The sequence below is a fragment of the Pseudomonas sp. AC255 genome (assembly GCF_979258175.1).
The window spans coordinates 641226-654901 of record NZ_OZ409841.1; the positions used below are offsets into that span (position 1 = coordinate 641226).

Consider the following 13676-nt stretch of genomic DNA (forward strand, 5'->3'; position numbering starts at 1 on the left):
ATATCGACATTACTGCGGCGGGTAAAAAAGATTTTTTCAATCGATGGATGCGAAAAGCCGATGACCGCTCAATCGTCAGAAGTTTTATGTTTGTATTCGCATAGATCTTCGATGCGGCAGCTGCCGCAGCGCGGTTTACGCGCCAGGCAAACATAACGACCGTGCAAAATCAGCCAGTGATGGGAGTCGAGCAGGAATTCTTTCGGTACAAACTTCATCAACTTCATTTCAACTTCCACCACATTTTTCCCCGGCGCGATGCCGGTGCGATTGCTGACGCGGAAAATGTGCGTGTCGACCGCCATGGTCAATTGACGGAAAGCGGTGTTGAGCACCACGTTGGCGGTCTTGCGCCCGACGCCCGGCAAGGCTTCCAGTTCTTCCCGGGTTTGCGGGACTTCACCGCCATGACGCTCAACCAGCAGACGGCAGGTTTCGATGACGTTTTTCGCCTTGCTGTTGTAGAGGCCGATGGTCTTGATGTACTCGGACAGGCCCTCGACACCCAGCGCATGAATCGCGGCGGGTGTATTGGCGACGGGAAAGAGTTTGGCAGTCGCCTTGTTGACGCCGACATCGGTGGACTGCGCCGAAAGAATCACCGCAATCAGCAGCTCGAACGGCGAAGAGTAGGCCAGTTCGGTTTTCGGCTCGGGATTGTCTTCGTGCAGTCGGCGAAATATCTCAAGACGTTTTGCAGCATTCATGGGCGATGCGTTTCCTTGATGACAGAATTGCGGCGTGTCCACGCCTGACGGGCGGCGAGAAGCAGGCCCAGTAAAACCAAAGCGCCGGGAACCAGCGTAATCAGACGCAGCCCTTCGGGGAACAAAACCAGACCTGGCCAATGCTCCGAAAGGCCTCGGCCAAGGCTGCCATAACCGATGATCTCGCGCAGCCCGCCGACTAACAGCATGAGCGCGCCGAACATGGCACAGCGTTTGAAGCTGACAGCGACGGGCTCGCGGAAGGCACCGTGGTATTCAAGCACGACGCAGTGCAAGGCGATCAGCCCTATGTAGAGCTCAGACGTCTGCTGCCATGGCAAAAACCAGCGTTGCGCCACAATATCCGCGCAACTGGTCAACGTCGCGGCGATTATCAGGCTGGCGAGCAAGGCACGGGTGCCCGTGAGGCGCTCGCGCAGCGGCGACATGCAGACGGCAAATACACCGAGTACCGCGCTGAGCATCAAGGTTATCCCCAGTGCAGCGCTGAATGTTGGTGTGGCGCCCAGTAGGGGCACCAGCATCAATAAATTCACCGTGCGCTTCATGGCCCAGTCCCCAACAGCAGCGCCCGATGCTCATCGAAATAACGCAGTGCGTCATGAATTGCGTCAATGGCGGCACGGGAGGTAATGGTCGCGCCAGCGATCTGATCGAACTGCCCCTGATCCTTTTTCAGCGCCCAACCGGCGTCTGTCGGCTCAGTACGGGATTTGCCGATGAAGGCCTGAAGCCAGGCATTCGGCCATGCACCGATGGCACCACCCAATCCTGGCGTTTCGCGCTGCTCAAGGGTTTTCACGCCTAGAACTCTGCCGTTTGCATCGATGGCTATCAGCAGTTCCAGAGTACCTGCGTAACCTTCGCTGCGACTGCGCAACAGCACCGCAACTGTCTGTCCGGAGCGGGTCGCTCGATAGCCGCCTGACAGCGTGCTATGGCGCAAAGCAGGCTCGGCGAGCGTCAGCGGTAGCTCCAGCGGCTGATTGTCGTAGAGCGCGGCAGGCATGACATCAAGCAATTTGCGGCTGTCGAGCAAGCGCTGCTCGCTGGCAATCTGCGGTGCACTGCTGCGCTGCAACACGTATGTCGCACTCATGCCAACGAGTGCCAGCAGCACCACCGTCGCGACACTCGCTGAGCGGTTCACGCGTTCACCTTCGACTGGCGGCTGAGGGCGAAGCGTTCGAGTGCCGGCACCAGAAGATTCATCAGCAATACCGCAAACGCGACGCCGTCCGGGTAACCACCCCACGTGCGAATCAGATAAGTCAGCAGGCCGGCGCCAACACCGAACAGCAGGCGGGCAAGGGCGCTTTTCGCGCCGGACACCGGCTCGGTCACAATAAAAAATGCACCGAGCATGGTCGCGCCGCTGAGCAGGTGAAACAGCGGCGAACCATGGGAATCCGACCCCGAGCCGTTCCAGCACAACAGGCTGATGACGAACAGACTGGCGAGCATGCCCACCGGTGCGTGCCAGGAAAAGATCCGCCGCTGCAACAGCCACAGGCCGCCGAGCAGAAACGCCAGATTCACCCATTCCACACCGCGCCCGCCGAAGCGGCCGAAGGCCGGGTTGCTGGCGAACAGCTCCTGCATGGTCAGGCTTTTATTGATGCGCAAACTGTCCAGTGCCGTGGCTTGCACCCAAGCGTCCGGCGCCTGCGCTGGACTGAAAACCTGTTGCAGCGCCGCAAGAGAATCCAGGCCATGAGCGGGCCAATGGGTCATCGCTTGCGGGAACAGCACCATGCTCAGGACAAAGCCAAGCATCGCCGGGTTGAACGGGTTTTTGCCGACGCCGCCATACAGATGTTTGCCGAACAACAGACCTGAAGCGGTCGCAATGACAGTCAGCCACCAAGGGCAATAAGCCGGCAGCGCGGCGGCCAGCAACATCGCACTGACCAGCGCGCTGCCATCACGCATTGCCGCTTGCACCGCTTGCCGACGCAGACAGGCGACGCCCGCTTCGACGAGCAAAGCACTGACAACCGCTAGGGAAAGGTTGATCAACACGCCCCAGCCATACAGCCAGAATAAAGCGAGCAGACCCGGCACAGCGGCCAGCAGCACGGTGTTCATCGCCTGTTGCAGGCGATCGTCCACTGGCTCAAGGGGCGGCATGGTCTTGCACCCGGCGCTCGGCGTCACTCACGGCTTGCTCCAGTGCTGCGATCTGCTCCGGCGCAGCCTCCGCTGCCTGAGCTTTTTTCAACTCGGCGCGGCGCATGGCCAACTGGATCTTGGCTCGCTTCAGTTCGGCGTCGTTGGTCGGTGCGGGAACGGCGGGAATTGCCGGTTGGCTGCTTTCCAGATTCGCCAGCGCCTGCTCGGCGGCTTCGAATTGTTGCTGCAGGACGATCAATTGCGACTGCTGCTCGAACGTCGGCGGGTGACCGAAGGCTTTCAGCGATTTGTGCAGTTGCGCTCGACTCATCGCCACATCGACCTTGGCCTTCTTCAGCGCCGCATCAGCGTTCGCGGCTTTTTGCGCGCGCACCCGCTCCAGCGCAGCCTGCACCGGGTCGGCGGTCGATACTTGCGGTTGTGCCGCACGCGCGGCTCGCGCTTCACGTTCAGCCTGCTTTTGCTGTTCTTCATGCAGCAAGCGCTGGTTGCGTCGCTCGAAACGCTGGCGCGCATGGTCACGCTTTTCAGCGCGGGCGCGCTGTTCTTCGAGATCGAATACGAGACCGCCAACCACTGGGATCGTGTTCGCAGGCAAAGGATGCATTTCGATGCAGTCGACAGGGCACGGCGCAACGCACAGATCACAACCGGTGCACTCGTCGATCAGCACCGTGTGCATGAGTTTTGCCGCGCCGACGATGGCGTCGACCGGGCAGGCCTGAATGCATTTGGTGCAGCCGATGCATTCGGCCTCGCGGATAAAGGCGATTTGCGGCGGTGCCGGGCCACGGCTGATGTCCAGTTCCAGGACCGGTATTTTCAACAGCTCGGCCAGGGCGGCGATAGTCTCCTCGCCGCCCGGCGGGCACTTGTTGATCGGCTCACCGTCAACAATGCCTTGCGCATAGGGTTTGCATCCGGGATGGCCGCATTTGCCGCATTGGGTCTGCGGCAGCAGGGCATCGATGCGTTGAATCAGACTCATGTTTTGATCAATCCACTGAATCCGAGAAAAATCACTGCGACCAGTCCGGCGCTGATCAGATCGATCGGCAGGCCGCGAAAGGGCAGGGGAATATCGTTGTCGACCGTGCGCTCGCGCAGGTCGCAGAACACACTCAATACCAGCCAGAAACCCAGCCCTGCACCCAGACTCAAAGCTGTCGCGTGCAGCAGGCCATGATCGTTTTGCGCATTGATCAAGGCCAGCCCGAGTACCCCGGCATTGCCCAGCAGCAGCGGCCACAATCCAGCGAACGGCCAATCGGGCACGCCGCGCGCCAGCAGTTTCAGCAGCGGCGCGATCAACAACACACTCAATGGCAGAAACACGAACAGGCGCAGCGCTTCAAGCTGCAACGGCACCAATATCCACTGCCAGATCGCCTGACCGATAACGCCGACCACCACCATCAGGCACAACGTCGCCAACCCCAGCGCATGGACCTGGCGTCGGCTGCCCGCCAGCAGCGGAGCGACGCCCAGCGGCCAGTGCAACACGAAGTTGTTGAGCAGCGCAGCACTGATCAGCGTTAACACGAGTTCGGTCATGGTTCTGCCAGCGAAACGGGCGGGTGTCTCTTAAGGGTAGGCACTATCGGGCCAGATATGAAAAATCCCACCGGCATGCAGAGCACGTCGGTGGGATCGTTTTACGGCAACCTCTTACTTGATGCGCTGACCCGGCTTGGCGCCGCTGTCCGGGCTCAGCAGGTAAATCTCTTCACCACCAGGGCCCGCCGCCATCACCATGCCTTCGGAAATACCGAACTTCATTTTCCGTGGCTTGAGGTTGGCGATCATCATGGTCAGGCGACCGTCGAGCTTGGACGGGTCCGGGTAGGCGCTCTTGATCCCGGAGAACACGTTGCGTTGCTCGTCACCGATGTCGAGGGTCAGGCGCAGCAGCTTGTCGGCGCCTTCGACGTGTTCGGCCTTGACGATCAAAGCGACGCGCAAATCGATGGCGGCAAAGGCGTCGAAATCGATTTCCGGCGACAGCGGATCCTTGGCCAGTTCGCCGTTGCCCGCAGGCTTGGCTTCGCCAGTGTCGGTCTGGCTGGCGGTCAGGTCTTCTTTCGATGCGTCGGTCATGGCTTGCACTTTTACCGGGTCGATGCGGGTCATCAACGGCTTGAATTCGTTGAGCTGGTGATTAGCCAGCAGGGTGGTGTGGTCATTCCAGGTCAGCGGCGCGACGTTGAGGAACGCCTCGGCATCTGCGGCCAGCAGCGGCAGTACCGGTTTGAGGAAGATCACCAACTGGCGGAACAGGTTGATGCCGGTGGCGCAGATTGCCTGGACTTCATCCTGCTTGCCTTCCTGCTTGTTCAGCGACCACGGCGCCTTGTCGGCGATCCAGGCGTTGGCGCGGTCAGCCAGGGCCATGGTTTCACGCATGGCGCGGGCGAAGTCGCGGGCCTCGTAGGCGTCGGCAATGCTCGGCGCGGCGGCGAGGAAAGCCTCGGTCAGCTCCGGCGCGGCATTGTTGTCGACCAGCAGGCCGCCGTTGCCCTTGTGGATAAACCCGGCGCAACGGCTGGCGATGTTGACCACTTTGCCGACCAGGTCGGAGTTGACCTTCTGCACGAAGTCTTCGAGGTTCAGGTCGAGGTCGTCGACGCCACGGCCAAGCTTGGCCGCGTAGTAGTAGCGCAGGTATTCCGGCGACAGATGATCCAGATAAGTGCGGGCCTTGATGAAGGTGCCGCGCGACTTGGACATTTTCTGGCCGTTGACGGTCAGGTAGCCGTGCACGTTGATGCCGGTCGGCTTGCGGTAGCCGGCGCCTTCGAGCATGGCTGGCCAGAACAGCGCGTGGAAATTGACGATGTCCTTGCCGATGAAGTGATACAGCTCGGCAGTCGAGTCCTTGCCCCAGAACGCGTCGAAGTCCAGCTCCGGCGTGCGGTTGCAGAGGTTCTTGAAGCTGGCCATGTAACCGATCGGCGCATCCAGCCACACATAGAAATACTTGCCCGGCTCGCCCGGGATCTCGAAGCCGAAGTACGGCGCATCGCGGGAAATGTCCCACTGCTGCAGGCCGGCATCCAGCCATTCGGCGATCTTGTTGGCCACGGCGTCCTGCAGGGTGCCGCTGCGGGTCCAGGCCTGAAGCATTTCCTGGAAATCCGGCAGCTTGAAGAAGAAGTGCTGGGAATCCTTGAGCACCGGGGTGGCGCCGGAGATGGCCGACTTCGGATCCTTCAGATCGGTCGGCGCGTAGGTCGCACCGCATTTTTCGCAGTTGTCACCGTACTGGTCTTCAGTGCCGCATTTCGGGCAGGTGCCCTTGATGAAGCGGTCGGCCAGGAACATTTTCTTTTCCGGGTCGAAATACTGCGTGATCGAGCGCTGAGCGATATGCCCGGCGTCACGCAGCTTGAGGTAGATCTGGCTCGACAGCTCACGGTTTTCTTCGGCGTGAGTGGAGTGGAAATTGTCGAAATCGACAAGGAAGTCGGCAAAGTCGGCGCTGTGTTCAGCCTGCACGTTGGCGATCAGTTGTTCCGGGGTGATGCCTTCCTTTTCCGCGCGCAGCATGATCGCCGAACCGTGGGCGTCGTCGGCGCAGACATAAATGCATTGGTTGCCGCGATGCTTCTGGAAGCGCACCCACATATCGGTCTGGATGTATTCCAGCATGTGGCCAAGGTGAATCGAACCATTGGCGTAGGGCAGGGCGCTGGTGACGAGGATCTTGCGTGGCTCGGACATGGGGCTTCGCTACTTGATGAAACGGAGGTCGGCCACTATAAAGCGCCGGCGCATATTTTTCACCCCTGCGCCACTGGGTACTTTGAGTGTTCTTGTGGCGAGGGGATTTATCCCCGCTGGGTGGCGAAGCCGCCCCAAAACCGCAAACTTCGATGTATCAGATAGTCCGAGTGCAATGGCTTTACGACTGCTGCGCAGCCGAACGGGGATAAATCCCCTCGCCACGGTGGCTTTTCAGCGCAAGTAATCTGTTCGCCTCAAATCGGTGTCCAGCGTACGATAGCCGCCATTCTTTCCAGTCTTGTTATCGGAGTTGCCCATGAGCGCCGTCACTCGCGCAGCGGTGGAAGCCGTCCTCAGCCAATACACCGACCCTTACCTCAACCAGGACCCGGTCAGCGCCGGTTGCGTGAAAAACATCGAGATCATCGGTGACCGCGTCAATGTGCAGCTGGAAATCGGCTACGCCGCCGGACTGTTCAAGAGCGGTTGGGCGCAATTGCTGCAACTGGCCATCGAAAACCTCGACGGCGTGGTCATCGCCCGTGTCGAGGTCACCAGCGTGATCGCCGCGCACAAGGCCCAGGCTCAGATTCCGGGGCTGGCCAACGTCAAGAACGTCGTCGCCGTCGCTTCCGGCAAGGGCGGCGTGGGCAAATCCACCACCGCTGCCAATCTCGCGCTGGCGCTGGCCCGGGAAGGTGCCAATGTCGGCATCCTCGACGCCGATATCTACGGCCCGAGCCAGGGCATCATGTTCGGCATTCCCGAGCGCACCCGTCCTGAGGTCAAGGATCAGAAGTGGTTTGTGCCGCTCAAGGCTCACGGCGTGGAAGTCATGTCGATGGCGTTCCTGACCGACGACAACACGCCGATGGTCTGGCGCGGGCCGATGGTTTCCGGGGCGCTGCTGCAACTGGTTACGCAAACCGCGTGGGGCGATCTGGATTATCTGGTCATCGACATGCCGCCAGGCACAGGCGACATTCAGCTGACCCTGGCGCAGAAAGTCCCGGTGGCGGGTGCGGTGATCGTCACCACGCCGCAGGATCTGGCACTGCTCGACGCACGCAAAGGCGTGGAAATGTTCCGCAAGGTCAACATTCCGGTGCTCGGCGTGGTGGAAAACATGGCGGTGCACATCTGCTCGAACTGCGGGCATGCCGAGCATCTGTTCGGTGAAGGGGTGGCGAGAAACTGGCCACCCAGTACGGCGTCGAATTGCTGGCCTCGCTGCCGCTGTCGATGCTGATCCGCGAACAGGCCGATGGCGGCAAGCCAACCGTAATCGCCGAGCCGGACAGCCAAATCGCCATGGTCTATCAGGAACTGGCCCGCCACGTCGGCGCGCGGATCGTGTTGCAGGAAGCGGCGACACCGGCGATGCCGAACATCACCATCAGCGACGATTGATCCATCGGCAGCGCTGAAAAACCTGTGGGAGCGAGCCTGCTCGCGAAAGCGGTGTGTCATCCAACTCATCAGTTGCCTGATACGACGCCTTCGCGAGCAGGCTCGCTCCCACATTGGCTTGTGTAATGGGACTTAGATACGCAACCCGCCATCCATCTCCAGAATCCGCCCGGTGTAGTAGTCGTTCTCGAAGATATACGCCGCCGAATGGGCGATCTCTTCGGGCTTGCCCATGCGCTTGAGCGGAATCCCCAACGTCATCTTCTCCAGCGCTTCCGGTTTCATGCCCAAAGTCATTTCGGTTTCGATGAAGCCCGGTGCGATGCCCGCCACGCGAATGCCGTAACGCGCCAGCTCCTTCGCCCAGGTCACGGTCGCCGCTGCGACGCCGGCCTTGGCTGCGGAATAGTTGGTCTGGCCGACATTGCCTGCGCGGGAGATCGACGAAATGTTGATGATCGCGCCGCTGTTTTTCAGCTCGACCATCTTCGCCGCGACTTCACGGGTGCAGAGGAACACGCCGGTGAGGTTGACGTCGATCACCGCCTGCCACTGGGCCAGGCTCATCTTGGTCATCTCACCGTCCTTGACCTTCAACAGCAGACCATCGCGCAGAATCCCGGCGTTGTTGATCAGGCCGTGGATGGCGCCGAAGTCTGCGGCCACTTGCGCGACCATGTGCTCGACCTGTTCTTCATTGGCGACGTTGCACAGGTAGCTGCGCGCTTCGACACCTTTGGCTTTGCAGGCGGCCACGGCGTCGTCGAGTTTTTCCTGATTCAGATCGACCAGGGCCAGCTTCGCGCCCTTGCCGGCGAAATACTCGGCCATGGAACGGCCCAAACCCTGGCAACCGCCGGTGATAATGATTACTTTGTCGTTGAGTTGCATTCGCATGTCCCGCTGGCAGGTCTGAGTTGTTTTTGTTGTCGGCAACGCTCGATCGGCACCGGTCAGGCCTGGTAGCACACGAACATTTGCCCGATGCGCGCCGGTTACTTTTCGCTGCGCGCCTGTCCGTTTTCTAGACGGAACCCATTTAAGGAGTCACAAATTGAGCGCTGAAGTGGCGAAGAATGCCCGAGAATTGCTTCTCAAGGAATACCGAGGAGTGCTGTCGACCCACTCCAAATCGATGCCGGGTTTTCCCTTTGGCTCGGTTGTGCCGTATTGCCTGGACGAGCAGGGCCGGCCGCTGATCCTGATCAGCCGCATCGCCCAGCACACGCATAACCTGCAGAAAGATCCGAAGTGTTCGATGCTGGTGGGCGAGCGCGAGGCCGACGATGTGCAGGCGGTCGGGCGGCTGACTTATCTGGCCGAAGCGCAGAAGCTCGCAGAACCGGCAGCGATTGAGGCTGCCGCCGAACGCTACTACCGCTATTTCCCCGACTCGCAGAATTATCACCAGGCCCACGACTTCGACTTCTGGGTGCTCGATCCGGTGCGCCATCGCTACATCGGCGGGTTTGGCGCGATTCACTGGATTGACGATCTGACCCTGGCCAACCCGTTCGCCGGAAAAGCGAAAATCAGCATGGTCGAGCACATGAACAGCGACCATGCCAAAGCCATCGCCCATTACGTCGAGCTGGCCGGGCTGCCCAACAGCACGCCGGCGCAACTGGCCGGCATCGACAGCGAGGGCATGCACCTGCGCATCGGTCAGGCCGTCTACTGGTTGCCCTTCGCGGCGCCATGTAATACGCCGACACAAGTGCGCGAGGCCTTGGTTTCTCTGGCTCACGCCCAGTCCTGGCCGAAAAAAGCGCAAAGTTAAGCTTGAATTCACGCAAGGGCGACGTCATCTAGGGCTTACTGCAAGGCATTTCTTGCGTTGAGGAAACTTTGATGCGCCCTTTTCTGTTGCTCTTTCTGCTGTTTCCAGTGCTGGAGCTGTTCGTATTCGTCAAAGTGGCAGGCTCTATCGGGTTCTTCCCGGCCCTGCTGCTGATCATTCTCGGCTCGATGTTCGGTGTGTTCGTGCTGCGCGTCGCCGGTCTGGCCACCGCATTGCGTGCCCGGGAAAGCCTGAATCGCGGCGAGTTGCCCGCGCAGACCATGCTCGAAGGCCTGATGCTGGCACTCGCCGGTGGCCTGTTGATCATTCCCGGCTTCATCAGTGACGTGGTCGGTCTGGTGATGCTGTTGCCGGTCACCCGTCGTCTGCTGGCGAACAAGATGCGCCAGCGCGCCGAAGATCAGGCCATGCGTCAGCGCGCCTTCGCCGACGACCTGCAACCCCGTGGCGGCCCGGCCCCGCGCGAGCCGCTCGGTCGAGAGCCGAATGTGATCGAAGGCGAGTTCGAACACCGCGACAACAAGTGATATCAGCATCGACACGGCACCCTCGGGTGCCGTGCTCGTTTATGGCGCTTTTTTACGGTGTGGCGATGAAAATTTTTTCCGCCAGCCCTTGTAATCGGCTTGTACGCCCCTATGTATCGGTCACCGAAAGGTTTCCGGTATTCAAACCGGACAGACTTGCGCGGTTCGCTCGACGGACCGCAACCGGCGCAGGCCGGATTCGTTAAACCCGCCGGGACTACACCGGCCGATGAAAACCACAATTAGGAGAGATCGACAATGAAGCTTCGTCCTCTGCATGACCGCGTCGTCATCCGTCGCAGCGAAGAAGAAAAGAAAACCGCTGGCGGTATCGTCCTGCCAGGTTCGGCTGCTGAAAAAGCCAACCACGGTGTGATTCTCGCTGTAGGCCCGGGCAAAGCTCTGGAAAACGGTGAAGTGCGTGCACTGTCCGTGAAGGAAGGCGACAAGGTTGTGTTCGGTCCTTACTCCGGCAGCAACACTGTGAAAGTCGATGGCGAAGACCTGCTGGTAATGAGCGAGAACGAAATTCTCGCGGTTATCGAAGGCTGATACTCCCGTTCATTTTCCCGTTACTACAAAGTATTTAAGGAATATCGATCATGGCTGCTAAAGAAGTTAAGTTCGGCGATGCCGCCCGCACCAAGATGCTCAAAGGCGTCAATGTTCTGGCTGACGCGGTAAAAGCGACCCTGGGCCCGAAAGGCCGTAACGTGGTTATCGAGAAGAGCTTCGGCGCTCCGACCATCACCAAGGACGGCGTTTCCGTCGCCAAAGAAATCGAACTGGATGACCGCTTCGAAAACATGGGCGCGCAGCTGGTCAAAGACGTTGCCTCCCGTGCCAACGATGACGCTGGTGACGGTACTACCACCGCTACCGTTCTGGCTCAGTCGATCGTCAACGAAGGCCTGAAAGCCGTCGCTGCCGGCATGAACCCGATGGACCTGAAGCGCGGCATCGACAAGGCGACCATCGCCATTGTCAAAGAGCTCAAAGCCCTGTCCAAGCCATGCGCTGACTTCAAAGCCATCGCTCAGGTCGGCACCATCTCGGCCAACTCCGACAACTCCATCGGCGACATCATTGCCGAAGCCATGGAAAAAGTCGGTAAAGAAGGCGTGATCACCGTTGAAGAAGGCTCAGGCCTGGAAAACGAACTGTCGGTTGTAGAAGGCATGCAGTTCGACCGTGGCTACCTGTCGCCATACTTCGTCAACAAGCCGGACACCATGGTTGCCGAGCTCGACGGCCCCCTGATCCTGCTGGTCGACAAGAAGATCTCGAACATCCGCGAAATGCTGCCAGTGCTGGAAGCCGTTGCCAAAGCCGGCCGTCCACTGCTGATCGTGGCCGAAGACGTTGAAGGCGAAGCCCTGGCGACTCTGGTTGTGAACAACATGCGTGGTATCGTCAAAGTCGCTGCCGTCAAGGCACCGGGCTTCGGCGACCGTCGCAAGGCCATGCTGCAGGACATCGCTGTTCTGACCGGCGGTACCGTTATCTCCGAAGAGATCGGTCTGAGCCTGGAAAGCACCACCCTGGAGCACCTGGGTAACGCCAAGCGCGTAACCCTGTCCAAGGAAAACACCATCATCGTTGACGGTGCTGGCGTGCAGGCAGACATCGAAGGCCGTATCGCCCAGATCCGCGCCCAGGTTGCCGAAACTTCCTCGGACTACGACCGTGAAAAACTGCAAGAGCGTCTGGCCAAGCTGTCCGGCGGCGTTGCAGTGATCAAGGTTGGCGCTGGTTCCGAAGTTGAAATGAAAGAGAAGAAAGCCCGCGTTGAAGACGCCCTGCACGCAACCCGCGCAGCCGTTGAAGAAGGCGTGGTACCTGGCGGTGGCGTGGCGCTGATCCGTGCTCTGGAAGCACTGACCGAGCTGACCGGCGACAACGCTGACCAGAACGTTGGTATTGCTGTGCTGCGTCGCGCTGTTGAAGCGCCGCTGCGTCAGATCGCTGCCAACTCCGGTGACGAGCCAAGCGTAGTCGTCAACGAAGTGAAGAACGGCAAAGGTAACTTCGGTTACAACGCTGCTTCCGGCGAATACGGCGACATGATCGAAATGGGCATCCTGGACCCAACCAAGGTAACCCGTTCGGCTCTGCAAGCTGCAGCCTCGATCGGCGGTCTGATCCTGACCACCGAAGCAGCGGTTGCCGACGCACCGAAGAAAGAAGGTGCAGCTGGCGGCGGTATGCCAGACATGGGCGGCATGGGTGGCATGGGCGGCATGATGTAAGCCAGCCCTGGCCCTGTAACGCAAAACCCCGCTGGCGAAAGTCAGCGGGGTTTTTTATTACCCCAATTTCGAAGCTCACTGGTATCCCCCCTGTGGGAGCGAGCCTGCTCGCGAAAGCGGTCTGTCATCCGACATGCAAGCCAGTTGAGCCGACAATTCGCGAGCAGGCTCGCTCCCACAGGTGCTTTATTTCAGGCATTGATCGGCTGTGTGTTCATCGCCGTCGAAGTCTTGCCAGCCGGGCGATACAGCACCCAGTAATAAGCCCCCAGGCAAATCAGCCAGCAAAAAATCGCCGTCCACACGTTGTGCGAAAAGAAGTGCGCGCCTTGCATCATGCGACTGATCGAGAACACCGAACCCAGCGCAAAGGCGAACACAAACGCCTGCCGCGCCAGTCGTGGACGGCGGTCGCGCAGCACGAAGAACAGTGCAAACAGGGTGAACCCGGTCGCCGCGTGGCCGCCGGGCCAGCAACGTCCCGGCTTGTCCGTGGCGGGGCGATGTTCCATGAGTTTGCTGTAGGTCTCGTGGCCACCGAATTGCTCCAGGCTCCATGGGCACTGCACAGCGGTGACGGCTTTGACCGGAGTGACAAACGAAGTCGCCAGCCCCAGCGACAGCACCAGGCAGCCCAGTTCGCGCTTGAACGGTTTCAGCCTCGAAATAAAAAACGCCCCGATGAAACCCAGAATGGCAAACACCGAGAAGCCGATCACCAGCTGTTTTGCCCGGTCATGCAGGATGTCTTCAAGCACATAGCTGTGCCGCCCGATGAAATCCCCCGCGACCGGGTCGTAGAACATCTGCGCCAGAACCATGTCCAGATCGGTCAGTTCGAGCAACAGCAGAATGATCGCCACCGCTGCGGGAATGCCCAGACACAACCACCAGTTCAGCGGTCTTGAAGCGGGAAGGGCAGAGGTCGACACCATGGCAGGTTCCTTGGTCGATGAACGGAGGAGAGAGCGTAATCGCGCGGAGTCTGCGCGCGCTGGCGTCGGCGATTTGTTAACCGAAAGTGAAAAAACGTCGCAGCGCGCGCAGTGCAGGTTTATCGAAAAACGCCCCTAGCCCTCAGGCGCTCTTGGCCTTAAGCTGCGCG

At 60.0% G+C, this 13676-nt stretch carries 13 protein-coding genes and 1 pseudogene; 5 read left to right on the plus strand and 9 right to left on the minus strand.

The features are described 5' to 3' along the window. Positions 1-68: 68 nt before the first annotated feature. The 7 genes from nth to metG form a co-directional block, all read right to left on the minus strand. Positions 69-707, minus strand: a complete 639-nt coding sequence (nth, locus tag ACZZ0K_RS03090) for an endonuclease III (RefSeq protein ID WP_016773410.1) — start codon at positions 705-707, stop codon at positions 69-71. Next, the gene (locus ACZZ0K_RS03095) at positions 704-1276 is read right to left on the minus strand and encodes an Rnf-Nqr domain containing protein (RefSeq protein ID WP_252884776.1); all 573 of its coding nucleotides are present in this window, start codon (positions 1274-1276) and stop codon (positions 704-706) included. The genes nth and ACZZ0K_RS03095 overlap by 4 nt, the downstream gene beginning before the upstream one ends. Then, positions 1273-1878 (minus strand): RnfABCDGE type electron transport complex subunit G, encoded by a 606-nt coding sequence (locus tag ACZZ0K_RS03100; RefSeq protein ID WP_463558963.1) that lies wholly within the window; start codon positions 1876-1878, stop codon positions 1273-1275. The genes ACZZ0K_RS03095 and ACZZ0K_RS03100 overlap by 4 nt, the downstream gene beginning before the upstream one ends. Continuing rightward, positions 1875-2858, minus strand: coding sequence for an RnfABCDGE type electron transport complex subunit D (locus ACZZ0K_RS03105; protein ID WP_463558964.1), 984 nt, complete (start codon positions 2856-2858; stop codon positions 1875-1877). The genes ACZZ0K_RS03100 and ACZZ0K_RS03105 overlap by 4 nt, the downstream gene beginning before the upstream one ends. Next, a complete protein-coding gene (gene rsxB, locus ACZZ0K_RS03110; RefSeq protein ID WP_463558965.1) occupies positions 2845-3849 on the minus strand; it encodes an electron transport complex subunit RsxB in 1005 nt (334 codons plus the stop codon). The genes ACZZ0K_RS03105 and rsxB overlap by 14 nt, the downstream gene beginning before the upstream one ends. Next, positions 3846-4415, minus strand: a complete 570-nt coding sequence (locus tag ACZZ0K_RS03115; RefSeq protein WP_463558966.1) for an Rnf-Nqr domain containing protein — start codon at positions 4413-4415, stop codon at positions 3846-3848. Before ACZZ0K_RS03115 ends, rsxB begins: the two co-directional genes overlap by 4 nt. A 114-nt stretch (positions 4416-4529) precedes the next feature. Continuing rightward, a complete protein-coding gene (metG, locus tag ACZZ0K_RS03120; protein ID WP_095181794.1) occupies positions 4530-6581 on the minus strand; it encodes a methionine--tRNA ligase in 2052 nt (683 codons plus the stop codon). A 319-nt stretch (positions 6582-6900) separates the two neighbouring features. Here metG and apbC point away from each other — a divergent pair. After that, a pseudogene (apbC, locus tag ACZZ0K_RS03125) lies at positions 6901-7994 on the plus strand (iron-sulfur cluster carrier protein ApbC). 132 nt (positions 7995-8126) lie between these two features. Here apbC and ACZZ0K_RS03130 read toward each other — a convergent pair. Then, positions 8127-8885, minus strand: a complete 759-nt coding sequence (locus ACZZ0K_RS03130) for an SDR family oxidoreductase (protein ID WP_460059028.1) — start codon at positions 8883-8885, stop codon at positions 8127-8129. Between the two features lie 163 nt (positions 8886-9048). On the opposite strand from ACZZ0K_RS03130, the gene ACZZ0K_RS03135 reads away from it, so the two are divergent. From ACZZ0K_RS03135 to groL, 4 genes are all read left to right on the plus strand, one after another. Further along, positions 9049-9774 carry a HugZ family pyridoxamine 5'-phosphate oxidase gene (locus ACZZ0K_RS03135; RefSeq protein WP_463558967.1) on the plus strand — a complete coding sequence of 242 codons (726 nt, stop codon included), beginning with the start codon at positions 9049-9051 and terminating at the stop codon, positions 9772-9774. A 71-nt stretch (positions 9775-9845) separates the two neighbouring features. Continuing rightward, positions 9846-10322 carry an FxsA family protein gene (locus ACZZ0K_RS03140; protein ID WP_016773418.1) on the plus strand — a complete coding sequence of 159 codons (477 nt, stop codon included), beginning with the start codon at positions 9846-9848 and terminating at the stop codon, positions 10320-10322. Between the two features lie 258 nt (positions 10323-10580). Further along, the gene (locus tag ACZZ0K_RS03145; RefSeq protein ID WP_007916610.1) at positions 10581-10874 is read left to right on the plus strand and encodes a co-chaperone GroES; all 294 of its coding nucleotides are present in this window, start codon (positions 10581-10583) and stop codon (positions 10872-10874) included. 50 nt (positions 10875-10924) lie between these two features. Further along, on the plus strand, positions 10925-12571 hold the full coding sequence (gene groL / locus ACZZ0K_RS03150; protein WP_016773419.1) for a chaperonin GroEL: 1647 nt from the start codon (positions 10925-10927) through the stop codon (positions 12569-12571). Positions 12572-12762: 191 nt separating this feature from the next. Here the strand turns inward: groL and ACZZ0K_RS03155 are convergent, their stop codons facing one another. Then, on the minus strand, positions 12763-13506 hold the full coding sequence (locus tag ACZZ0K_RS03155) for a phosphatase PAP2 family protein (RefSeq protein WP_258707134.1): 744 nt from the start codon (positions 13504-13506) through the stop codon (positions 12763-12765). Between the last annotated feature and the right edge of the window lie 170 nt (positions 13507-13676).